22 protein-coding genes and 1 pseudogene are annotated in these 23,744 nt (G+C 49.2%); 11 read left to right on the plus strand and 12 right to left on the minus strand.

What is annotated here, in order from left to right; genetic code table 11:
- Positions 1 to 87: 87 nt before the first annotated feature.
- Entirely contained in the window at positions 88 to 1,107 is a 1,020-nt protein-coding gene (locus AC2215_RS23180; protein WP_486812390.1) for an ABC transporter substrate-binding protein, read from the plus strand.
- 557 nt (positions 1,108 to 1,664) lie between these two features.
- Here the strand turns inward: AC2215_RS23180 and AC2215_RS23185 are convergent.
- Complete coding sequence (locus AC2215_RS23185) at positions 1,665 to 2,282, minus strand: chorismate lyase (protein ID WP_486812391.1); 618 nt, start codon at positions 2,280 to 2,282, stop codon at positions 1,665 to 1,667.
- Positions 2,283 to 2,513: 231 nt separating this feature from the next.
- Between AC2215_RS23185 and AC2215_RS23190 the strand changes: the two genes are divergently transcribed.
- Complete coding sequence (locus AC2215_RS23190) at positions 2,514 to 4,097, plus strand: CheR family methyltransferase (RefSeq protein WP_486812392.1); 1,584 nt, start codon at positions 2,514 to 2,516, stop codon at positions 4,095 to 4,097.
- A 37-nt stretch (positions 4,098 to 4,134) separates the two neighbouring features.
- Complete coding sequence (locus AC2215_RS23195) at positions 4,135 to 5,208, plus strand: chemotaxis protein CheW (RefSeq protein WP_486812393.1); 1,074 nt, start codon at positions 4,135 to 4,137, stop codon at positions 5,206 to 5,208.
- Positions 5,209 to 5,603: 395 nt separating this feature from the next.
- On the opposite strand, the gene AC2215_RS23200 is transcribed toward AC2215_RS23195, so the two are convergent.
- The gene (locus AC2215_RS23200; protein WP_486812394.1) at positions 5,604 to 6,278 is read right to left on the minus strand and encodes a PEP-CTERM sorting domain-containing protein; all 675 of its coding nucleotides are present in this window, start codon (positions 6,276 to 6,278) and stop codon (positions 5,604 to 5,606) included.
- Between the two features lie 558 nt (positions 6,279 to 6,836).
- Here AC2215_RS23200 and leuS point away from each other — a divergent pair.
- The 3 genes from leuS to AC2215_RS23215 all read left to right on the plus strand — a co-directional run bounded on the left by leuS (position 6,837) and on the right by AC2215_RS23215 (position 11,279).
- Entirely contained in the window at positions 6,837 to 9,389 is a 2,553-nt protein-coding gene (gene leuS / locus AC2215_RS23205) for a leucine--tRNA ligase (RefSeq protein ID WP_486812395.1), read from the plus strand.
- A gap of 109 nt (positions 9,390 to 9,498) precedes the next feature.
- Positions 9,499 to 10,626: an AAA family ATPase gene (locus AC2215_RS23210; RefSeq protein WP_486812396.1), complete on the plus strand. Its 1,128-nt coding sequence runs from the start codon at positions 9,499 to 9,501 to the stop codon at positions 10,624 to 10,626.
- 2 nt (positions 10,627 to 10,628) lie between these two features.
- Positions 10,629 to 11,279: a DUF3226 domain-containing protein gene (locus AC2215_RS23215; RefSeq protein ID WP_486812397.1), complete on the plus strand. Its 651-nt coding sequence runs from the start codon at positions 10,629 to 10,631 to the stop codon at positions 11,277 to 11,279.
- Between the two features lie 124 nt (positions 11,280 to 11,403).
- On the opposite strand, the pseudogene AC2215_RS23220 reads toward AC2215_RS23215, so the two are convergent.
- The 4 genes and pseudogenes from AC2215_RS23220 to AC2215_RS23235 all read right to left on the minus strand — a co-directional run.
- Positions 11,404 to 11,763, minus strand: a pseudogene (locus tag AC2215_RS23220) (Uma2 family endonuclease); the annotation flags it as partial.
- Positions 11,764 to 11,881: 118 nt separating this feature from the next.
- The gene (locus AC2215_RS23225; RefSeq protein ID WP_486812398.1) at positions 11,882 to 12,172 is read right to left on the minus strand and encodes a hypothetical protein; all 291 of its coding nucleotides are present in this window, start codon (positions 12,170 to 12,172) and stop codon (positions 11,882 to 11,884) included.
- Positions 12,173 to 12,264: 92 nt separating this feature from the next.
- Entirely contained in the window at positions 12,265 to 12,603 is a 339-nt protein-coding gene (locus AC2215_RS23230; protein WP_486812399.1) for a hypothetical protein, read from the minus strand.
- 146 nt (positions 12,604 to 12,749) lie between these two features.
- On the minus strand, positions 12,750 to 13,043 hold the full coding sequence (locus tag AC2215_RS23235; protein ID WP_486812400.1) for a hypothetical protein: 294 nt from the start codon (positions 13,041 to 13,043) through the stop codon (positions 12,750 to 12,752).
- Between the two features lie 165 nt (positions 13,044 to 13,208).
- On the opposite strand from AC2215_RS23235, the gene rsmD reads away from it, so the two are divergent.
- Positions 13,209 to 13,793, plus strand: coding sequence for a 16S rRNA (guanine(966)-N(2))-methyltransferase RsmD (rsmD, locus tag AC2215_RS23240; protein WP_486812401.1), 585 nt, complete (start codon positions 13,209 to 13,211; stop codon positions 13,791 to 13,793).
- A 3-nt stretch (positions 13,794 to 13,796) separates the two neighbouring features.
- On the opposite strand, the gene petG is transcribed toward rsmD, so the two are convergent.
- Positions 13,797 to 13,913 (minus strand): cytochrome b6-f complex subunit V, encoded by a 117-nt coding sequence (gene petG, locus AC2215_RS23245; RefSeq protein ID WP_486812402.1) that lies wholly within the window; start codon positions 13,911 to 13,913, stop codon positions 13,797 to 13,799.
- Positions 13,914 to 14,400: 487 nt separating this feature from the next.
- Here petG and AC2215_RS23250 point away from each other — a divergent pair, with 487 nt between their 5' ends.
- The 3 genes from AC2215_RS23250 to AC2215_RS23260 all read left to right on the plus strand — a co-directional run bounded on the left by AC2215_RS23250 (position 14,401) and on the right by AC2215_RS23260 (position 16,526).
- On the plus strand, positions 14,401 to 14,691 hold the full coding sequence (locus AC2215_RS23250; protein ID WP_486812403.1) for a hypothetical protein: 291 nt from the start codon (positions 14,401 to 14,403) through the stop codon (positions 14,689 to 14,691).
- 162 nt (positions 14,692 to 14,853) lie between these two features.
- Entirely contained in the window at positions 14,854 to 15,558 is a 705-nt protein-coding gene (locus tag AC2215_RS23255) for a hypothetical protein (RefSeq protein WP_486812404.1), read from the plus strand.
- A 38-nt stretch (positions 15,559 to 15,596) separates the two neighbouring features.
- Positions 15,597 to 16,526 (plus strand): DUF1822 family protein, encoded by a 930-nt coding sequence (locus tag AC2215_RS23260; RefSeq protein ID WP_486812405.1) that lies wholly within the window; start codon positions 15,597 to 15,599, stop codon positions 16,524 to 16,526.
- Between the two features lie 637 nt (positions 16,527 to 17,163).
- On the opposite strand, the gene AC2215_RS23265 is transcribed toward AC2215_RS23260, so the two are convergent.
- From AC2215_RS23265 to AC2215_RS23275, 3 genes are read right to left on the minus strand one after another with little or no spacing between them, the layout of a single operon-like run.
- Positions 17,164 to 17,403 (minus strand): hypothetical protein, encoded by a 240-nt coding sequence (locus tag AC2215_RS23265; protein ID WP_486812406.1) that lies wholly within the window; start codon positions 17,401 to 17,403, stop codon positions 17,164 to 17,166.
- 6 nt (positions 17,404 to 17,409) lie between these two features.
- The gene (locus tag AC2215_RS23270) at positions 17,410 to 19,305 is read right to left on the minus strand and encodes a CHASE2 domain-containing protein (protein ID WP_486812407.1); all 1,896 of its coding nucleotides are present in this window, start codon (positions 19,303 to 19,305) and stop codon (positions 17,410 to 17,412) included.
- Between the two features lie 39 nt (positions 19,306 to 19,344).
- Positions 19,345 to 19,980: a response regulator gene (locus AC2215_RS23275; RefSeq protein ID WP_486812408.1), complete on the minus strand. Its 636-nt coding sequence runs from the start codon at positions 19,978 to 19,980 to the stop codon at positions 19,345 to 19,347.
- A 679-nt stretch (positions 19,981 to 20,659) separates the two neighbouring features.
- Between AC2215_RS23275 and AC2215_RS23280 the strand changes: the two genes are divergently transcribed.
- Positions 20,660 to 21,547: a hypothetical protein gene (locus AC2215_RS23280; protein WP_486812409.1), complete on the plus strand. Its 888-nt coding sequence runs from the start codon at positions 20,660 to 20,662 to the stop codon at positions 21,545 to 21,547.
- Between the two features lie 386 nt (positions 21,548 to 21,933).
- On the opposite strand, the gene AC2215_RS23285 is transcribed toward AC2215_RS23280, so the two are convergent.
- Positions 21,934 to 23,031 carry an ABC transporter ATP-binding protein gene (locus AC2215_RS23285; protein ID WP_486812410.1) on the minus strand — a complete coding sequence of 366 codons (1,098 nt, stop codon included), beginning with the start codon at positions 23,029 to 23,031 and terminating at the stop codon, positions 21,934 to 21,936.
- A gap of 311 nt (positions 23,032 to 23,342) precedes the next feature.
- The coding region (locus AC2215_RS23290; RefSeq protein ID WP_486812411.1) for a metallopeptidase TldD-related protein at positions 23,343 to 23,744 on the minus strand (402 nt) is incomplete at its 5' end.

Raw genomic sequence — 23,744 nt, forward strand, 5'->3', positions numbered from 1 at the left:
TCCCCATTCCCCATTCCCCATTCCCCATTTCCCATTCCCCGTTCCCCATTCCCCATTTCCCTGCCAGATTTTCACAGCAAAAAAACGATGAACCATCGCCTTCTCACAACGTGGCTTGCAATTTGTGCGCTCTGTTTTTTGGCGATAACCGGTTGCGCGTCCGATCTGACTCCCCACCCCAAAGCGGGGGATATCTCGACGGCGATTCCCCTCAATCTCGGTTTCAGTCGCCATCCGAGTTATTTACCGTGGTTTGTCGCCAAGCAGGAAGATTTATTCTCGACTTACCATCAGAATATTGATGCCAAGTGGTTCGAGGATTATGGAGCATCGGTAGACGCACTGCAATCGGGTTTGCTCGATCTCAATCCTCAAAGTGCGATCGATACGATACGATCGGTTTCGGCCGGGGCGGATTTAGCGATCGTGATGGTGAGCGATCGCTCCATGGGAAACGAAAAAATAATTGCCAATGATACCATTCGTACCGTTGCCGATCTGAAGGGAAAAAAAGTGGTTCTCGCTCGGGGTGGTGCCCACGAACTCTTGCTGCTTCTCGGACTGCAAAAAGCCCAATTCAGCCTCGATGACGTGACGATTCAAATACTTGATGCACAGGCAGCAACGGAGGCGTTTTTGACGGGAAACGCGGATGCAATCGGGCTATCGGCACCCTATACCACTCGGGCACTCGCTCGCCAGGGTGCGCGCGAGTTATGGAGTTCGGCCAATTTTCCGGGTTTATTTTTTAATACCCTATCGGCTAGTCGCCAGGCGATCGAACAATATCCGCAAAAAGTACAAGGGGCGATCGACATCTGGTTTAAAACCTTAGATTGGATGGAAGAGAATCCTCTGAAAACCCATGAAATGATGGCCGATCGCTCTCAAGTCTCGATCGATGATTTTCAAGGCTACGAACTCCAAACAAAACGATTGAGTCTCGATGACAATGAAAGTTATTTTCGCGCCCAAAATACTCTAGATTCTTTTCCCGTTGCCATAGAAACGATCGGTCAATTATTATTAGAAAGTGGCGAAATAAATTCCAAACCTGACGTTTCCAAACTACTCGAAGCGAAATTTGTTGGGACTCGTAGCAATTGAGCTTCCACAAGGATGCACGCTGACAGACTATCAGAAAGCTCGATGGGCGTAAATTTGCCGATATATTTGAGATGCAGGCAAGAATCACCCGAGGAATATACTCAAATTCATGCTTTTTATTGACAGATTCAAAAAGTAAAAATAAAATTTAAGTTAACAGTAACAGAATCTCTTGCCTTTTAACAAAATAAATCGATAAAATACTTCGTGAATTTGTCTTTGAAATTCCCGTACGTGTTGTCAAGGTAACTGGAAATGAAGCAAATCGATCGCTATATCCCATCTGGGTTTGACGTTCTGCATACCCGCTCGAACCAGTGAAGAAGCTAACCGCACTCAACTCACACTTTCCAACTCACACTTTGAAGCTGGGTTTGCAGATGGAAATTTTCGATGGGTCTAAATATCGCATCGCGATCGAAACCGCACGAACACAACCCTACCCAAGAGGACAGCTGTTGAACTCCAGTATCGATCCGATCTGTGCGGACTCGATCGTTCAACCCAATCCTACAGGATATCTGTTCGGCAACGCAGTCGAGTTATATTTCAAATGCTTAAATCGGTTTCTGTTGCATCGGCCCGAGATACCGAGTCAGATAGGGAGAAAAGACCTCATAAATGAGTGTCAGGGGTTGACCGTTATGCCAAAACAAGTAGTGACGACCCCAAAAAGGCCCTTTATGCTCGAAAGCCTCTTCTAAAGCTTGGCAATGACCCCAATACAGTCCCTGAACGTCTCGATACAGCTCGGTATGCAAGCGGGTCAAATTATCCCAAATCGGCAAAGACCGATTCTGTAGGTACTCGTCAACATGACTGGCATCCCACCAGGAAGCAGCGTAGGCGAGTCGTTGACCCGAAGCCGTTCTCAACCAAACCTGTCGTCGCAGTCTAGGACCGGGGACGACTTGAATTAGCTCCGGCGCACTGTCGGAATTCATACCGATGAGAGACATATCGATGACATCCACTTCCGTGGGTTCCCCCGTCAGCAGTTTTAAATGACGAGTTGGAGACCCATCGCCCAAGAGTAAAATCTGCCATGCAGGGGCGAGCTGATGGTGGGGTAGACCCTGCTGTACATCGGTTTCATCCCCTTGCCACAATGGCTTGAGGGCGTGCCAGGAAGAGGGTCTAGTTAGGCTGTTGGGGGCTGTAAACGCAGCTGTCAATTTTCTTTACAGAACTTAACTAACCTCTTCATCATAACGTTCATTGCAATGACGGGGGAGGGTTAGCTCGATCTCGATCTCTAATTCAAGCCGGATTGCAAATTATCAAAGTTAGGTTAGGTTATGGAAAAAGGGTGTATTTGGGTTGAAATTGCTCGATCGTCGCGTCGCGATCGATCTGCCGATCGGATCGTTGCTCTCATATCAGTCGATAGGTAGAGGAAATCAACTATGCATCAAGCATCGATACAAAAATTTATCCAATTGATTTCTCGCCAAACCGGTTTGTACGTTAGACTCGCCGAGATCGGACAATTGCAAGAAAAACTCTTTTCTCGAATGCGAGCTTTGGGGTTGCGGTCTTTAGATGCATATTATCAATTTTTAGTCCGAGAATTACATCAGTTAAATATTAGACCGATTCATTATAAATCTCAAGAATGGCAAGAACTGATTAATTGTTTAACAGTTACGGAAAGTTATTTTTTTCGAGACTCAGGTCAGTTTTATCTTCTCAAAAATACGATTCTTCCCAGTCTCATCGAACAGAAACGAAAAAACCGGAGGACTCCCACCCTCAGAATTTGGAGTGCCGCCTGTTCCTCTGGTGAGGAGCCGTACTCCCTGGCGATTTTACTGCGAGAGTTACTGCCAGATTTATCAGATTGGGATATTTCTATTGTCGGGACGGATATCAATCAAAAAATTCTCCAAAAAGCCCAGGAGGGAATTTATGGCGATTGGTCGTTTCGATCTGTCGATCCCACGATTCAAAAACAGTATTTTACAAGAACGGTCCAGGGGTGGAAACTCGATCGCACCATCAGAGATATGGTGCGATTTGAGTATCTCAATTTAGTCACCGATCGATTTCCCGATCTCAGTTTGGGGTTGGAAAAGATTGACTTAATTTTATGTCGGAATGTCTTCATCTATTTTGAAGAGCGGGCGATCGAGCGCACGATCGAAAAGTTTTATCATACTTTGCAACCCGGTGGATATCTGATGACGGCTCATGCCGAACTGCCCGATCGTACCCTTAATCAATTGCAAACCCTCGTTTTCCCCAATTCCGCAATTTACCGAAAAACCGATCTCTCCTCCCCTATCGTCCCCATCGCCCCAGACCCAGCCAAACTCCTGGGGAAAGTGGTTCCACCGCCTGTCGCTCAAAGCTCTCAGGCTCTGCCCTCGCAACGCTTACCCGTCAAGTACTCGCGACCGGCCCTCACCTTCAGTGCCACCCAACCACCGGGCATCTCCGTTTCATCGCTCCCTTCGACTCACACCTGTCGGCCGGGAACCTGCAAACCGAGGGATATTCAGACCCTGCTTGAGGACGCCACATTGCTTTTAGAAACTGGAGCTTACCCAGAAACCATTCAAATCGCCCAACGGATTGTAAAAATCGCACCCAATTGCTTGAATGCCTATATTCTCATCGCTCAAGCCTATGCCAATCTGGGGGATTACCAAAAAGCTACTTACTATTGCGTGCAGGCAACTGCCCTCGATGCCCTGTCAATCGAAGCATACTATTTACTGGCTCGAATTGCGGAGGTACAAGGCAATATACCGAAAGCCAAAAACCTCTTGAAGCAAATCATTTACCTCGAACCCACATCGGTGTTTGCCTATCTCGAACTCGCCGCAGTGTATCGTAAAGAGAGACAACTCGCCCGAGCCAGCAAAATGCAATCGACGGCTTTGGAATTACTGGGAAACTTACCCTCCGGTGCGATCGTCGATCCCATTGCGCGGCTGACTGCCGGTGACGTATTAGAGCAGTTCGCACCGATCCCGATCGGACCGTAAGTTCGATTCGAGACGCGATCGCGCCAGTGTACAACCCATGGAAACCACGCCTTATCTCATTTTCAGCCTCAAGTACTGCCGTTATGGCATCGAAGCTCATTCCGTTCGGGAAGTCTTTTTTCTGCCTCAGTTAAGTCCGGTGATGGAGGCCCCGAGAGATATCGTCGGTGTTTTAAATCTGCGGGGAACCATCGTCCCCGTCATGGATTTGAATTTGCGCTTTGGCTCTCGATGGCGGGAATATACCCCCGACGATAGCGTTATCGTTCTCGAATGGGACAAACTGTATCTGGGTATCATCGTCGATCGCGTTTATGAGGTACAGATGCTCTCGTCGGAGTCGATCTCCCCAGCACTAGACTACGGACGCGAGAGCGATGTCGACGAACGTTACCCAGAAGCGGCTAACCGTCGTTTTGTTGCAGGGGTTGCCAGTTCCGGCTCGGACATCATCACCTTGCTCGATTGCCAGCGGCTGATGCGCGACTCCCAAGATGTCAAACCTCGGGTGTTCCAATCCTCTCCCACCGATGCAGCTCGAGGAGATCGCATTTCTGAGGAACGAGGGTTCTTTAGCTGTGGCGGTACACCTCAAGAGCGGGAAATTTTCCGCCAGCGAGCGGAGGTTTTGCGACAAACTGTTGAAGATGAGGATGCAAGAGATACAATTCCCTTGGCGGTGGTGGGGTTAAACGAAGAGTATTTCGGCATCGATTTACGGATGGTCCGAGAGTTTACCGAAATCCACCAGGTGACCCCGGTTCCTTGCTGTCCCCCGCACATTATCGGGAATATGAACTTGCGCGGTGAAATTGTGACGTTAGTGGCCATTCGCGGTTTGCTGAACTTACCGCTCTCGAATGCAAGGTCGACCTCGAAAGCGATCGTGGTTCAAGTGGATGAGGTGGTTGCTGGGATTACGGTAGATGAGGTGTTTGATGTTACCTACGTACATCCATCAGAACTTGCCCCGCTGCCGGCGACGGCATCATCGGCCGATGAAGGATTCTTGCGGGGAACGGCTCCCTATAAAGATAAGATCGTGACCGTGTTAGATATGGTCAATATTCTGACGAGCGAACGGGCGATCGTCGATGAGGAGGTGCGCTGAAGTGTTTTCAGACAATAGTGGGAGGAGCGCCTATCTAGTGCTGCTACGCAGAATTAAAAATGCAAAATGCAAAATGCAAAACGCAAAATGAAGAGTACATAGGGCTTTCACAAGTTAAGAGCTGGTTATTTATTTGTGCCGCGCCGCACTAGTCGTTTGTCAATTAATTATTGACGGGTAAAAAATATCGTCTGAACCAGAATATGAGGTAATCAAGATGCTCACACTACCCGTCAATTAAAACTTGACAAAGCACCAGAAGAAAACCCGAAGAAGACTTAAACGTGGCAAAATCCAACGGTTTCCTTCGGGTCTGAAATGATTTTGATGGGCCCACAAGACAGTGCCGTTTGGTAAGCGACTCCAAAAGAGTATTGCAAACGAGCTGGCGAAATCTATGCTTGGCGCTGACGCTTCGAGAAGAGGCCGGCAATACCAACAGCCAGCAAGCTCAATGTGGCTGCGGGTTCGGGAACGGATACCCCGGTGTCTCGGGCAACGCCTAAATCGAGTTGGGCGAAGGAGAGAATCGCGTCATCTTGATATTCAAAGGGAATCACCCCTGCGGTTCCACCCGAGAAAATACCAAAAATGTCGTTGCTGCTGTAGTAGTCGAGTAAATCGAACGTAAACGTGCCGACGGTGCGTCGACCTAGGTTTTGAAAGGCCTCAATATTGCCGATGTCCGGGAGTCCGACGATTTTAAACGAATCCGAAGCAATATCCCATCCACTTCTAAGGGTGAGGGTGAGGAGTGCGGAAGTTAATTCGTCCGCGCTAGAGAGGGTGGAAAAATCCGGATCGTTGCTAAAGTCAAAATCCCAAGTGGTAATTTCATCAGAACCATTACCCACGCGACCGTTGGGTGCATTTTGCAGGGGGGTGATGGTAAAATTGCCATTTACGAGGGGGTCGGGAAACGTTCCGAATTCTGGCAATAAGCTCCCACTCGCTGTGGCGGAAATCGTGGCTGCACGAGCTTCTGCGGGGATGACGGCGGCGGTTGCCACGGCAAGGCTGGCTGCGATCCAACCCAGGGCACCCGCAAAAGTCTTCTGGCGGTATGACATCGATGCTCGTTCCTATTTTGATTGCTTGACACTGAAAACCCGAAACCCGAAGACCGAGAGAATGTTGCCGTCAAATTTCCATTGAGGAAATTTCCTCAATGGGAAGCTATGGATACTCGTAAGTGCCAGTTTTGGATGAATTAGAGTTTTCGATCGATAACATCGACGATCGACGACCAGATTATCCCCATATTAAAAAGCCAAAACAATTAAGCTGCGAATAACTTAGAGTCCTTCGCGAATCGATGCAATGGCTGCGCTCTAAATTTTTTACATTTTTACCAAAAACTGACGACTTGCTCGATAGAAAAGTCACTGAGCGAGTCAAGCGATACCCAAGCAGACGAACAACCTGAATAGAGTAGTTTAACTTAATTATTGACGTAACTTAACATATATCGGTACAAAGAGCAAACATTTGGCTAGCTCTCGAGAGTGTATTACGTTATAGTACATGTATTCGTCGATCGCCTTAGCAATCCCAGTGCCAAGGGCGATCCGGAATGTGCCACAATAACGATGCAGATATAGAGTAACCATCGATCGGGAGTAGTGTTTGTGGAGTCTCGATATTCCCCCGCATCCATTGAAGCAAAATGGCAGCAAGCCTGGGTAGAATCCGGCTTAGACCGTACCCCGAAAGAGTGCGATAAGCCCAAATTTTATGCCCTCTCCATGTTCCCGTACCCTTCGGGCAACCTGCATATGGGTCACGTTCGCAACTATACGATTACAGATGCGATCGCCCGTCTGAAGCGAATGCAAGGATATCGCGTGCTACATCCGATGGGATGGGATGCCTTCGGACTGCCAGCGGAAAATGCGGCGATCGCTCGGGGGATTCACCCGGCGAAGTGGACGTATCAGAATATCGCCCAGATGCGCGAACAGCTGCAAAAGTTAGGATTCGCCATCGATTGGGAGCGGGAAGTCGCCACTTGCTCTCCAGACTACTATAAATGGACGCAGTGGATTTTCTTGCAGTTTTTCCAGGCGGGATTAGCGTATCAGAAAGAATCCGCCGTCAACTGGGACCCCATCGACCAAACAGTTCTCGCCAACGAACAGGTGGATAACGAAGGGCGATCGTGGCGTTCGGGGGCAAAAGTCGAACGCAAACTGCTCAAACAGTGGTTTTTAAAAATTACCGATTACGCCGAACAGTTACTCGAGGATCTCAACAAATTGTCGGGATGGCCCGATCGGGTTAAGTTGATGCAGGCTAACTGGATCGGCAAATCCGTCGGCGCGTACTTAGAGTTTCCCATCGTCGGTAGTGACGAGAAAATCGGCGTATTTACCACCCGTCCCGATACCGTTTGCGGTGTCACCTACGTGGTGTTGGCCCCGGAACATCCCCTCACCCCTCGCGTCACCACTGCCGATAGAAAAGAGGCTGTAGAAGCGTTTGTCAAAGAAGTGGGGGACCAAAGCGAACTCGATCGCACCGCCGAAGATAAACCCAAGCGGGGCATTCCCACTGGGGGGATGGCGATGAACCCCTTTACCAGGGAAGAGATTCCCATCTGGATCGCCGATTACGTGTTGTACGAATACGGCACTGGGGCTGTAATGGGGGTTCCCGCCCACGATACCCGAGATTTCCGGTTTGCCCGCGAAAACGACCTGCCGATTAAAGCGGTGATTGCCCCGGAAGGGGAAGATGGCAACGCGCCTTTAGAAGAGGCTTACACCGAACCCGGCGTGATGGTGAATTCCGGGCAGTTCGACGGGACGGCATCAACGGACGGGAAGCAAGCGGTTATCGACTATGCAACCACCGAGGGAATCGGTAAAGCGCGGGTTCAGTATCGCTTGCGGGATTGGTTGATTTCTCGCCAGCGGTATTGGGGCGCACCGATTCCGATTATTCACTGTCCCGATTGCGGGGCGGTTCCGGTTCCCGATGCGGATTTACCGGTGGAGTTGCCCGAGGATGTGGAGTTTACCGGTAAAGGTTCGCCCTTGGCGGGATTGGAGAATTGGGTGAACGTGCCCTGCCCCAGTTGCGGTACGCCGGCAAAACGGGAAACCGATACGATGGATACGTTTATCGATTCGTCGTGGTATTTCTTGCGCTATACCGATGCCAAGAACGATCGCCGCGTGTTTGAAGTGGCGAAGGCGAACGATTGGATGAGCGTCGATCAGTACGTGGGGGGTATCGAACACGCGATTCTACACCTGCTGTATTCTCGGTTCTTTACCAAGGTGTTGCGCGATCGAGGATTGCTCAACTACGACGAACCCTTTGCCCGCCTCCTCACCCAGGGCATGGTGCAGGCGACGACTTATAAAAACGTGAAGACGGGGCAGTATTTCGCCCCCGGCGACATCGATTTAGAGAATCCCACCGACCCCCAAACTGGGGAACCGCTGGCGGTTTTCTACGAGAAGATGTCTAAGTCGAAGTATAACGGAGTCGAACCGTTGCCGGTGCTCAAGAAGTATGGGGCGGATACGGCGCGGATGTTTATTCTGTTTAAAGCACCGCCAGAGAAGGATTTGGAATGGGACGATGCCGATGTGGAAGGTCAGTTCCGTTTCCTGAACCGGGTGTGGCGGTTGGTGGCAGATTTTGCCAATTCGGATAGTTCTCCGGTTAAAACCAAGAAGTTAACCAAAGAGGAGAAAGACCTGCGCCGCGCCATCCATACGGCGATTCAGGAAGTCTCGGAGGATTTGCAGGGAGACTATCAGTTCAACACGGCAATTTCCGAGTTGATGAAACTGAGCAATGCCCTCAACGATGCTAAGTGCAAGGCTTCGGCGGTGTATGCAGAAGGGGTGGATACCTTGATTAAGCTGCTGGCCCCCTTTGCGCCGCACATTGCCGAGGAATTGTGGCACGGCATCGATGGTTCGGAGTCGATTCACCTGCAACCTTGGCCGGTGGTAGATGAAACGGCTTTGGTGGTGGATGAAATTACCTTAGTGATTCAGGTGATGGGCAAAACGCGCGGTACGATTCAGGTTCCGGCCAGTGCGGATAAGGCGGCGTTGGAGAAGTACGCTCTCGAGTCGGAGGTGGCACAGAAATATATTGCCGGGAAGGAGATTAAAAAAGCGATCGTGGTGCCGAATAAGTTGGTGAATTTTGTGGTGGTTTGAGGAATAATCTATAGATGAGAGAAAGAGCAATTTCCGATTTCGATCGTGAAGTTGCTCTTTTTCGATCGCTTTCAAACTTAGAGTTCGCAAGTTTTCACTATCTCAAAAAATGTATAAGACAATTGAAATTCATAATTTTAGAGGTTTTCAATCCTTCAAACTTGAAAATATAGGTCGCTTAAATTTATTGGTCGGAGTTAACAATAGTGGAAAAACCTCAATTTTAGAAGCTCTTCAACTTTTGTCGTCTAAATCCGATATTAAACCAATTCATGAAATTCTCGAACGTCGGGGAGAATATCTAGTTAGTGAAAACTTCAGTACAAATCAACATTTGGAAATAGAGTTTGATATTTGTCACTTTTTTCACGATCATAAAATAGAGGGAGGAAGTAAGTTTTCAATTTCAGGTCTTAAACAAGAAAGTCGAGAAAATTTTGAGGCATTAATAGACTTGTCAGCTATGACAATAGAGTCTATTTATTTCAATCAAGATATAAAAAATGAGGATGCAAAATTAGATAAAGTTCCAAAATTTATCAACAAATGGACTGTTGATGATGAAATCGTTAATTTGTTACAACTTCCATTGTCACCTAATAATGGCATTTCCGAACAATACCGTAGAATCTCGCGTACGGATGTGAAAGAAAAAAATTCAAGCGTACGATTCATTACATCATCATCATTAGACACTAAACTGACCGTTGATTTATTCGATCGAATTGTTTTAACAGAAAACGAAATGCTTATTTATGAAGCACTTCAAACAATTGAACCTAAACTCGAACGAATTGCTTCTGTCGCACTCAACAAATATCGGTATAAAGAACCTGTTCGTGGTGGTTTTGTCGTGCGTCTCTCAGATAGTGATCGGCGCGTCCCTATTGGTAGTTTAGGAGATGGAATTTGGCGAATGCTAGGTCTCGTCTTAGCAATTGCCAATGCCAAAAATGGTATCTTACTCGTTGATGAAATTGATACTGGACTTCATTTTACCGTAATGGCTGATATGTGGAAGCTCATTTGGGAAACGGCAAGACGACTCAACGTACAAGTTTTTGCGACCACCCATAATAGCGACTGCTGGACAAGTTTAGCGAGCATTGCCAATCGGGAAGATGTCTCGGAAGATGGGATTACAATTCATCGCATCGAACGGGGTAAAGATACGAGTATTGTGTTCTCCGAACGTGAAATTGCGATCGCTGCCGAACGAGGGATTGAGGTTCGCTAGGAATGGCAAAACGATATCATCCTAAGAAATTGATTGTCGAGGGTGCGCAAGATAAGCGAGTTATACCAGAACTTATTGAAAAAAATGGCATTCCTTGGGGAGAGACAAAAGATACTGCCATTGTTTATATTGAAGACTATGGCAATGATGAATTTATCGATGCTGACATTATATCAACCGAACTTAAAGCTTCAGGACTCAGGGCACTGGGTCTAATTGTCGATGCAGATGATAATTGTTCAGATCGTTGGAGAAGCATCCGAAACGCTTGCTTAAAAAGTATTCCAGATTTTCCAGAACAACTTCCAGACACAGGACTGATTCATCCAACTCAAATGGGGATTAAATTTGGGATTTGGGTGATGCCGGATAATCAAAATAGAGGTATGTTGGAAACATTTTTAGCTTATTTAGTGCCTGATGAAAGCGAAGGCTTATGGAAATATTCCCAAGAAGTTGCAAGAGAAGCAAAAAAACGCAATGCGCCTTTTAAAGAAGTGTGGTTCGATAAAGCTTGTATTTCTACGTGGTTAGCGTGGCAAAATGAACCCGGACGGCAATTACATCAGGCCGTAAAAGAGCGAATTCTCAATCCACAGCATCCAAAAGCCAAACTGTTTGTGAACTGGTTTAAAGATTTATACGATGTATGACATCATGTTGGGGTGCTTATTGGAACGTTGAGAATTTTATCCTCCCATCAGGGTTGTAGCCTTTGCCATCGAACATTTTGTCTAAACTTCAGTTAACCTGTCACCAATGTTGTCACTCATGACTTCAATCAGAAAATCGATCGACCTGTAGCGTAAAACCTGGCAACACCTCTTCTCCCGAAAGTTGTGTGGGTAACTCCCGCACTTCCACCGCTTCCCCAGAACGGTAAATCGCCACCTGCTGGTTTTGGGGATCGAACATCCAACCCAAGCGCACTCCACTCTCCATATATTCGAGCATTTTCTCTTGTAGAACTCTGAGATTATCGGTGCGAGAGCGCAATTCCAGAACGAAATCCGGGGCGATGGGGGGGAATTTCTGCCGTTGTTCGGGAGTGAGTGCTTCCCAGCGCGACAGTTCCACCCACGCCGCATCGGGGGAACGACTGCCACCACCGGGTAACTTGAAGCAGGTGGAAGAACTGCTCGTCGGAGAGATGAACTCGACTCACATCCAATTCGAGGGGGAACTCCAGAGATAAGGTTAGTGCGCTCATCGGTTTGGCGTTGTAACGGTAATACTATGATGCCCCGTGGAATCGCTACCGCTTCAACTCGCGAGTCAAAAGACTCAATACGTCTTGCGGTTGGGGATGCAGATGCAGTTGTTCCGGTGCGGCGACGAACGGACTCCAACGGTATCCTTCCACAAAATTGAGGCGATCGAGAATTTGGATGGTACGGGTGACGGTGAGGGGAGAACCGACAAGGATGAAGCGCAGGCGTTCCCGTTCGGGCTGTGAAGGTTGGAGAGGTTGGGTTGCCAGTTCTAGCGAGGAAGTGCGATCGATACCGAGATCGAGGAAGTTTTGGGGAGGCAAGATGAGTGTCATGGCAATCGCTCCTAAGTTGTTCTAGATCGATATCACCACGATAAAGCCCAGACTCGAAATTCGTCTACTTTTTTATTATCACCACGATAAAACTAGATCCGTGAGGTTTTCGATCGAGAGCGTTCCTCGATGGCTTGATAGATTTGCCGAAATCGAGCGGGTTCTTGACACATCCGAGTCAGTTCCCGATGAGCCTCCGCAAGGCGACGGAGATGCTTCTGAGTCGGTTGTCGGGGACTCGATGGAGCAAACCAGAAATCCACCGTCACTTTGGAACATTCGCAGATAATTGCCAATTCGTGACGATTGACATCCCAATGTTTGAGGAACTCTTCTAAACTCATCTCATCCATTTTGCGCCGCTTTACCCAGAGATACAGTTTCCATTCTCTCGGAAAAGTTTTGCCCGGACAAATAGCTTGGGGGAACATCGCAGATTTAAATGTTATCGCCGTGATAGTACAAAATGCGATCGAAAGACCGTCAATCGATCGCTCCGGGTTGAGTGCTCTACATTTTTCACTCTATACCCGAGGGCTTGCGATCGTCCACAACAGTATAATTAATGAGTTAATATTTAGCGATCGGGTAGGAACTCTCCAATTCGCCAGAGAATATCGATCGATCTCAAATACAAACAAGCCAGTCTTGGTGGTTCCGTACCCGACAACCAATTGTTGCAAGTGTTGTAACCATAACCCGTCAGCTCGGAAAGCAAGTTACAACAAGCTTTCCGGTATCCATACTCCCCCGGACAAATTCCACTTTTCTTATAAACCCAGGTTCGGCAAAACTCCTCGGGAGACAGCGGATCGAGCATTGAGTTCATAAACTCAGACAGAAAGTCGAGCCGTAGTAACGGTTTATTCATCGTTCAAAACTGCAACCGATTAGTTATACTTAATAGTATCACCAATCAGTTATAGTCTAGAAAAAGCGTACCACGTCGATCGCTCAAATCCTTGCGTCTCGATCGTCCCTATGTGCGCAAACACAGGTATCTGAGCGATTGGTAAATACCCCAGCAAACAAATCGATGAGCTTGCGAATCTACGGTAACCGCCCCCTCAAAACCCTTCCTGGAGGACAAACGCGCCCGACTCCCGCCCGAGTTCGGGAAGCACTGTTTAATATTTGGCAGGGGAAGATGACAGGATGCCGATGGTTGGATTTATGCGCCGGAAGTGGGGCGATGGGGGCAGAGGCACTGTGTCGGGGGGCGGTGCGCGCGGTGGGCATCGATCGCGCTGGGAAGGCTTGCGGCATCATCCGGCACAACTGGCAGCAGGTTGCCGGGACTAACCAAACATTTCAAGTGCTGCGAGGGGATGTGGTGCGGCAACTGGCAACACTGTCGGGAAAAGAGCAGTTCGATCGGATTTACTTCGATCCACCCTACGATAGCGATTTATATCCGCCGGTGTTAGAGATAATTTCGCGATCGATTTTAGATGCTCGGGAAACGGATTCGCTGCCGTTACTCGCGCCGGATGGAGAGTTAGCCGTCGAACACCGTCCCCAGCAGTGGGGAATCGAATCTGTCCCCGGTTTAGTGCTGTGTCGCCAGAAAACCTACGGCAACACGGCACTGCGGTTTTACGTTTCGTCCTTCTCGAGATGAGAATTACTCGTCTAATAATTGATCGTCCCGTTTGTACTGCATGTACGCTGCAAAGAATAAACCGCCTAACGTGACGGTAATCAGACCGAGGACGATGCCGGAGAGTAAAGGTTCTACCATGTTTAATATTAACGATCGATAGTGTTGTATTTCTTCATACTCTATTGTCGCATCTGAGTGCAACCTTTCCATGGCAATCGATCGGGACGAATGGGGCGATCGTCGTCAGAGTTATCTAGGGTTCGCGCAACATAAGCTTACTTTTCACCAATTCTCTGGGTGGAGCACTTTCTGCTGCTTCCTCTTTCCATCGGCTTTTGACCCATATTATAAAGTTATGTAACAAAATCGCCGTTCGCCGGAAAATTCGATCGCCCGTACAGAAACTCCTATAGAACCCACATTCAACTCGGAATTTTTGACTGGGAATTTTCGACTTGAAATTTTCGACTTGGCATTTTGACTTTGGGCTATATGAGAGATTTCGATGCTGGTTAGCAGGGTGCTTGAGGATTAGGGTTTGCCTCAGGTTCAACGTTTTCAACTCTAGCGTTGTCTTGCTTCCGGAGAAACACGATCGATGAAATTGAAAGGTGGAACGCTTTTAATGATGTTCGTAATCTTGACAAGTGTCTTAACTGGTAATCAAAGTTCGGCTTTTGCCCGTTCTCTAAACTCCCTCTCGAGGGATTCCGATCGGGAAACAGCCGATCTCCAGGCTCGATCCAACACTGAAACGGCGATCGATGCTGAAATGTCGATGTTGCAGTCCCGGCAACGTTTGACTCTCTCGATCGAAGAAGACTTAGATCGGCATGCGCTCTCGATGGAGTTTCAAGCCAACCCTTGCCCCACCGGATCTTGTACTGGGGAACTGGTTTGTTGTCCGCAAACTTAATTAGGGTGGGTGTGCTCCCGGAGATTGAATGATATGAAGCTTTGTAACAAAATCAGGGCACTCCCGAAAAAAGACTTCGATCGCGCCGAAACATATCTAGAACATAGGCTCCAATAAAGACAAACGAGCCACTCAATTCTGCGAACAGACTAGGGACGAGAAATGAGTCAGGCACTAGATAAAGATCCGATCGACGAACAACTCAATCAACTGGCCCGGCTAGCCGGACAGCATCCTCCTCGCAGCTACGAGCGACGAAAAACGCTCAATCAACTTGTTGAAGCCATTTTGGTGTCGGGACGGTTGGCGCATCCCCAGCGTGGCTCGTTTCCCCTACCCTCTTCGGTCTATGAGGATTTGTATAGTGAAGCGCTCAGCATCACCTTGATGGAAATTTGCCAAAAAATCGAGCAATACGACCCCACCCGAGATGTGATGGCATGGTGTAACTTTATCTTGACAAATCGATTCAAAGATGCATGGAGTAAATACGAACGAGGAGGAGTGACCCAAGTGCCACAGCCCAAACATTCGTCTCGATCGAGTACTAACAATGCGAGCAACATTTTGATTCGCCCCAATCTTGAAGATTTAGACCGCTGGCAACCCCCGCAGGAAAAAATTTCTCAATCGGAACAACTCAAACAACTCATCGAAGAAAATCCGGATAATATGTTTAGTCAAGAGTCCATTCGAGGACAGCCTAAAGCCACATTTCAATTTCTGGCAATCGCGAAAATTTGGCAAGATCGAAAATGGAAAGAAATTTCATCCGAATTAAATGTTCCGAGTTCTTCCCTCTGTGATTTTTACCAAAAACAACTCAATCGGTTTAAGCCTTATTTTCGAGAGTACCTGCAAGTCTAGATTGCGAGATCGAAGTAGCACCCACACAGAATCGTCGAATGATGAATACACGTAACCCAGCCGAATCGCTAACTTTTACAGTTCCCTTGGGGCGCGAAGCCCATCAAATCGCCGATCGATTTCGCCAGCGACAGTTTTCGATGGCTCATGCCAAACAAGTTTATCTCAATACGTTAGCGGTCTATGCTGTAAATTTCTATTTGCAGTGTATGGGATTTGAAACAGATATAACCCGCAACAAAAGTTTCGATCCGGTAATGCAAACCTTTATGGACGTTGCAGATTTAGTCGTTAAAGAAGTGGGGACTTTCGAGTGTCGTCCGGTACTTCCCAACGAACAACGTGTAAGAGTTCCCGAAGAAGTGTGGCAGCATCGAAAAGGGTATTTTGCCGTACAGCTCGACGATGCCCTCAAACAGGCCAAACTCATCGGATTTGTCAGGCAAATTCAAGCTGAAGAAATTCCCCTGAAGCAGTTACGTTCTCTCGATGATTTTCTGCGGTATGCCAGCCAATTGCAAAGTGCCGTCCAACTCAGTCAATGGTTGCAAGAACTGTTCGATACCGGTTGGGAAGCGGTAGATTCGCTATTATCTCCTCCACAAATGGCGTGGCGCGGCAGTCAAAACCCAAATCTGGCTTACCGCAGTACATCCACGGCGATCGAACGGGTGAAGCGGCTGACGCTAGAGCGATCGGGGGAAGAAGTGGCATTGCTAGTACGGTTGAAACCCAGAACCGATCGAGAAATGGGGATTGGCGTGGAAATCTACCCCACGGGCGATCGCATATATCTACCGCAAGATTTGCAGTTGATGGTTCTCGACGAAGCGGGGGCCGCGGTTATGCAAGCCGAAGCCCGCAGTACCAAAAATATTCAATTGAAGTTTAGCGGCGAGACGGGAGAAGAGTTTAGTATCAAAGTGGCACTCGGAGATACCAGCGTGACGGAAGCCTTTCTGATTTAATCGCGCCACGCGCAGAACCAAGGTAAAAGGGGAAGGGGGAAGGGGTTGAAGCTGTAACTTAAGATCCGGACCAACCAACCCAGAACTAGCGTTTTGTCCGGACATCAACTGTGTCTGGAAATCAACTCGTCGATAGAGCACAGCGCATCGCACTTAAGACACATCAACAACTAGAAAATAGACATAGCAAAGTTTTTGCTGATGGCCGATCGACGATCGTGCCAGTGCTCCGTGCTATCTTTTCGATACTTTTAACATCAGTTTAGCTGAAGTCGCCTCAGCGGGATGCCGACTCTCGATGGCGTTCGATCGGTCGACAAGCAGATGGGAAGCGAGGGTACAACCGTCGGATACATCTTCTCCGAGGGAAGGAAAGTACTCCATTGCCTCTTCCCCATTCCCCTTTCCAAATTCTCCCTTCCCCACCCTCACCTGAAACAGTCTTATCCAAAACTGAGTTTACTTTTACTTTTAGGGACGCGCGCATCTAGGCGATCGATTTTGGGTGAAGCCCAATGTTGAATCTCCCAACGCGCGCGCCCTCTTAGCCACTGGGCGATATCCCAGTGGCTATCTTGCCATCTGTCATCCCACAATTCTTAGCAGGCAAGGGTTTCGTAAGCGTTTAGTCAACCTTTTAAAGGTTGCCCGTCGCCATCTCAGTTAGATCGACCTCAGTTGAATCCACCCATGAGAATCCTTCCACGGGTTCGATCGCACTGGTCGAACCGCCCGGATCTCTTGGGGGTGGCTGAGGGGGTGGATTGTATCGGGCTAAAGCTGCGGAGGCAATTGCCATCCACAAGATGAGGGTAAAGCTCGTGAGGAGTCTTCCCTCATAGGGTTTGGAAAAATAACACCAAATGTGAGTCATCATACTCTTTTAGGGTTTAAATCGACGGAATAGATTGAGGCGAGGCTGGGTTATAGGCCAGCTCAATTCGCACAACGTGCCTTTGGGAGAATTCGACTCGCGTCTGAATTGTCCACCGAGTCTCGTCTTGAGATTTTGGCTTTGTTTGGTGCCTCGACCTTCAGCAAGCGAGTAGATGCCCGGTCCGTTATCGGTAATGCGCAGAGCGTACCAACCGTTTTGGTGGGTACCCGTCACGCTCAGGCGGGTTGCGCCGATGGCATGTTTGCCAACATTGCACAACGCCTCTTCGAGGAACCGACACAGTTCCCGTTTGCGATCGGGACTCAAAGATGTCGAGTCGAGTTCCTCAAAGGTTCTGGCTTTAATTTTGAGGGTTTTAAAGCCAGGAAAATCTCGCTCTAATGTCGAGCTGTAAACTTCGTAAAACAATTCGTGCATGGGAGAGTTGAGATCGAGTTTGCGTCCGCTTCCCAAATACAAACTGTCTTCTTGGGTGAGAATTTCTCGCTCGAGGGGTTCCCCCAGCGCTCGGAGTTCTTGGTTGAGCTTTTCGAGTTCGCCGACAATTTTAGGCTGCCCCCAATCCCAATCTCGCACGTGTCTTAAAAGATTGGCAAGGGTTTGTAGGGGGCCGTTGTGAATGACGTTAAAGGTCTGCTCGATGGTGTGCTGGCGTTCGTAGATTCTCGATCGCAACACTTTGTCGTACTCGCAAAACGTGGTGTAAACCAGATTGCCCAGACCTAAAGTCAACAAAGACGGCACCACCGGCAGCCACCAACCGCATCCAACAACGCCATAACTCGCACCCACCAAGGCGATACTAGCAACCCCAACCGCTACCCCATTTTGCAGGAGCGATCGGGTTTTATGACCGATGGCAATCCCCACGAACCCCCAGCTAACGATCCACAGATATTCCCAGCCATCGGGAAGCGCCCTCAAGATCGGACGACCGTCGAGAACGGCGGCGATGGTTTGACTGACGGCGTGGGCGTGATACTCGACTCCGCTAATGCCATCGGGCTTCAGCCCAGTAATGGCCGAGGTTTGAATCTGACCTTGATAGATCGGATCGGCGATGCCAATCAGAACGATGCGATCGCGCAGCCAATCCTCGGGGAATTTTCCCGTTTCGATGTCCTGGAGAGACAGGGTGCGAAAGGGCTGGGGATGATTGCGAAAGTTGAGCAGAACTTGCACGCCGCCAGCGTCGGTTCCCACGTAACCCCCGGAATTGGGAAAGACCCGGGGAAATTCCGTTTCTCCAAAACGCATGGCAATTGGATCGCGAACGCCGTTGTCGAGGAAGATATTTTCCCTCGCCTCGAGATAAATTTCTGCCAGACGCAGGGACAGGGAAAATTTATACTCGCCTTCGTCTTTGGGCGCTGGCATTCCCATGAAGTAGCGGCGCACGTGTAGGTCCGCATCGAGGGGAAAATCCGAAAATCCAATTTGTTCGGACGGCAAACCCGGCACTGAACCTTCGATGGGGCGCACCCGTTCGACAGTAATGAGTTCGGGCATTTTTTTCAAGATCTCGACCAATTCCCCATGACCGGGTTCTACGGGAAGTTCGCGGGAAATGTCGAGACCGATGGCCATGGGTTCGTAGGTGCTGATGCGCTGCAGCAACTGGGCTAACTCGCCGTCGGGAATGGGATGGGTTCCCAAGCGGTCGATGTCATCGCCATTGATGCCGATGATGGTAATTCGCTCGTCGGTGGCTTCCATCGGACGCAAACGCAGAAATAAATCGAGGGTTTTCCATTCGAGGAACTGCAACGAACCCATCAGGCGGGCGACGGTTGCCAAACCGATGACCGCCAGTGCTGGCAACGCGCCAATCCGCCACAGTGCCAGTTCTTGCTTGATGTTTTGCCAAATCTCACGCCGCACGAGCTTCTACCGGTAACGTTTTACCCATGGGAACCACGGCTAGTCGATCAATCCTTCTTCTCGGGCGCGCATCTCCGTTTGAATGCGGATATTTTTGCCTTCTTCGGGATACACTTCGAGCACATCTTGTACTTTCGTCCAGTAATGGCGAACCGTGCGTTCGGACACTTGCATCCGTTTGGCGATCGTTTTATCTTGCAATCCTTCTCCAAAAGCCAAGCTCAGAAGCGTCAGCCATTCGGGTTTGACTTCGAGTCCGGTCTGCACCCCTTGGATATCTTTGGTGTGGGTGACCCCTTGCCGGGCCCATTCGAGTCGGGTCAACATATCTTGGCTCGACAGGCTTTTATCGATGGCGGTAAAGCCTCCCTTGTGGGCGTCGATTTCCGGTCGAATCCGCACCAGAGAACGAACGTACGTGCTTTGTACCGTGAGGTTGAGATTGGAGTAGGTCTGCATCAGGGTTCGCAAAACTTGAATCCCCGTATCGATGCGCGCCGTTTGAGCTTCGGTTTCTGGGATGGATAAATCCATGACCACTAAGTCGGGGCTGACTTTTTGGACTTGTTCCAAGGTCGATCGAGCCGTTTGCGCGGTAAAGATTTCCGCCTCGGGATACTGCTGTTTTAGCAGATCGATCGTGCCCCCCAGGACAATTTCATGATCGTCAACCACCAGAATTTTTAACGTTGTGGATTTTGATAAACTTGGGTTTGCCATCACACATTCGAATTAGTATTTTCTCTAGTTTTCCCCATGGATAAAAATTATACCTTGGGTATTAGAGAACGCGATAGATTTGAGTTTCAATCTCTTACTTTATACAATAATATATTTTTCTAAGTTTGGGTATTCTGTTTTTTTGAATTTTACCTACACGAAGGGATTGTAAAGGTTGCCGGATCGAGATATATCCTTTGCATAAAACTTCAGTTATCGTTCAATAAATCGAGTGTAATTGTAGTATTTTAATGACACGAATATAATCGAAGTATAAATCTACAGCTATGTTGTTTTTCAAGATAAAACAAAAATTGATGTATTTTTCGGCAATGGCTTGTTCTTATTTCTGTAATCCTTAAAGCTCCGCTAGACAGTTGAGATTACTGGAAATTTCCGGTCGATCGATAAAATTTATTTTAAAATAGCCATTAAATCCTAATCGTTGCGAAATGCGCCTAAAAAGATAGTTTTATTTTGATTTAAGACGATTTTTTTGAGGTTCAAAAAATCTGGCATTCGTCAAAAAATTAATCCTGCCAAATGCGATCGATGAATGCTAAGAAGCCGAATTGGGCTATCGTTGGCGATCGAAGCACAAAATCAGCGTAAAAATTTAGACGTTCGACTCACTATGAGCTTTAACATTTTTGATGAAACCTTCTATCTCAATGCTCGCCCCGACGTCAGAGCTGCGGTGGCTGCCGGTGCGTTTAAATCCGGTTTCCATCATTTTCAAGAAGCGGGTTTGCGCGAAGGAGAAACGGCAGTTTCTCCCTATTGGAACGAAGGTCTGTACCTGCAACAAAACCCCGATGTTGCCGCAGCTGTCGGCGCGAGAGCCTTTAGTTCCGGTCTCGATCACTTCATCCAGTTCGGGGCACGGGAAAATCGTTCGGGAGCACCGGTGGTTCCCGATATTGCCGGATTTGACGAAAACTACTACCTGGCGTTTTATCCCCAAGTGGGAGCAGCTTTTGCCCGAGGGGAGTTTAGTTCCGGTGCGGCTCACTACAACCGAGTCGGCCGTTTGAATCGGTTCGAGGCGCTCTTTTCGGGAACCGACGGCGACGATATCCTGACCGGTGTGGGGGAAATTAACGACATTATCGGCGTGGATGTGGACGTGCGGACTCAGCGCGTCGGCGACCCCTTTTTCGTCCCCACCAGCTTCGGTACCGGGGAGGTGGATGTCCTCACCGGAATCGATCTCGGCAACGATACGTTTCATCTAGGTGCGGGTCGCAACCCCTTAAGTGCGAATTTTTCGGCATTTTATGTCGGGGGTGGCAGTACCGACTACGCCTACATTCAGAATTTCACCCGCGGCGAGGACGAACTGCTCTTGGCGGGAAGTCCCCAGGGATACGATGTCTTCCGCGAAACCTTAAACTTTGCCGGCGTTCCCGTGAGCGGTATTAGTATTTCCACCGGTGGCGACTTGGTGGCATTTGTCGAGGGTATCGATTCGATTTCCACCAGCTTTGAAGATCCCGGTCGCGGCGTGTTTTTCCTGAGTTAACCGCCGGGTGTCGATCGCGTCAGTACAGAATTATAGCGATATTCAAGAGAGTTCGGGGACTTTTTTGATGATGGTGCTTCGTCATCAGTTTATTTACACGATTGAAGAAATAGATTTTTTCAATTCTCTATTCCCTATTCCCTATTCCCTATTCCCTATTCCCCATTGGTGACTGGTTTTGGTTGTATTCACTTTGTAAACCTTGGCCTGAATCAACCGAAAACCCGGAGTTGGGGGGAAACCCCACACCCCCTGCGTAAAAGAGTGAAATCGTTGAAAGCTTTATTTTGAAAAGGTTTGAGCAATTCGACCCTAGGCACTTGACATCGATAGAAAGTGCTTAACCTTTCACCAATGCCTATTCCCCATTCCCCGTTCCCCATTACTTACGAAGATAAAACCTCTCCCGTTCCCGCATCGAATACAAATAACCGATCGAGATCCAATTGCAACATCAACTTATCTCCCGAACGCGGTTGTAAATCTGGGGTGGTTTGCAGGTTGAGGAGGATTGCCGGTTCGTCGTGGCTGCCGGGAATTTCGACGCGCACTAGGGTTTCTCGTCCCAGGGGTTCGACAACGATCGCTTCTGCTTTCAGGTGAGCGGTTTGGGCATCGCCGACGATGGCGAGATGTTCGGGACGAATGCCTAAATCGAAGCGACATCCCGGTTTGGGTTGCACTCGCTTCGCGATTTCCGGGGGACAGGGAACGGTTTGTCCGGCGACGGCGAATCCTTCCGGGGTGTAGGTAGCCGCAAGGATATTCATCGGGGGACTGCCCAGAAACGTTGCCACCATTCGGTTTTGGGGGCGATCGTAGAGGGTGAGGGGGTCGCCGATTTGTTGGATGCGTCCCCCTTCGAGGACGATAATGCGATCGGCCAGGGTCATCGCTTCCACTTGGTCGTGGGTGACGTAGATGGTGGTGATGCCCAGGCGTTGGTGAAGTTGTTTGAGTTCGGCGCGGGTGTCGTCTCGCAGTTGCGCGTCCAGGTTGGAGAGGGGTTCGTCGAGGAGGAAAGCTTGGGGTTGGCGGGCGATCGCCCGTCCCAGGGCCACCCGTTGCTGCTGCCCCCCGGAGAGTTGTTTCGGTTTGCGATCGAGGAGGCGATCGAGATTGAGCGATCGAGCCACTCGTTCGACGGTAGAATCGATGGTACTGCCATCAACCTTGCGCATTTTCAAACCGAACGATAGGTTTTCCCGCACCGTCATGTGGGGGTAGAGGGCGTAGTTTTGGAACACCATCGCCACATCCCGTTCCCGCGCCGGAACCGAGTTAACGCAGCGATCGCCGATGTAGATATTTCCCGAAGTTGCCGTTTCCAATCCGGCGATGGTACGCAGGATAGTGGACTTGCCGCAACCGGAGGGCCCCACCAGCACCCAGAACTCGCCATCGGGGACTTCAAACGAGATATTTTCGATAGCGGCAGTGCGATCGAACCGCCGCGCGATATTTTCCAGACAAACCCTAGCCATGTGTTGTTATCGCGTCTCCTTTGGGATGCCGGTGAAGGTGGGGTGTGGGGTGTGGGGTGTGGGGCGATCGCATCATTATTTTGTATCGTGAAATCGATTAGTTGTTTGACGACTTAGATATCTGCTGGGATTCTACCCGTTTCCCGACCCACCCCCAGCCCCTCCCGAGAGGGGAGAAAGAGGTTAGAAGTGCTTTACCTTCAATATCCCCCAGTTTTCCAGTTCCCCTCTCGGGAGGGGTTAGGGGTGGGTTTGTGTCGAATTCCGAACTCATCCCCATTCCGAACTCCGAATTCCGAATTCCGAATTCATCACTCGCAGGTAATCGAGAGACCTTCCACCCAGATGCGGGGGCAGATGCCGCCGGGGGTGATTTCGGGGTCTTTTTCGACGTAGATAATCGAGTTGAGGACTTCGCGGATATCGCCGGCAACGGTCGCGGAATCGACACTGACTTTTTCGCCTTTATTCACCAGCCAGCCGTCGAAGGGGAGGGAGAAGGAACCCTGGAGGGCGTTCACTCCGGCGTGGAGGGCGCTGAGGTCGTCGATTAGGAGGACGTTTTCGGCGGTTTCCAGGCTGTATTCTTCTTCTGGGAAGGATGCGGCGACGATGTGGGTGAAGTCGGGGGATACCGTGACTTTTGCCCCCATATTGGCGTGTCCGGTGGGTTGGGCGTTCATCCGTTTGGCAGTTCCGGCACTGTGGAGGAA

The organism is Zarconia sp. (assembly GCF_057467645.1).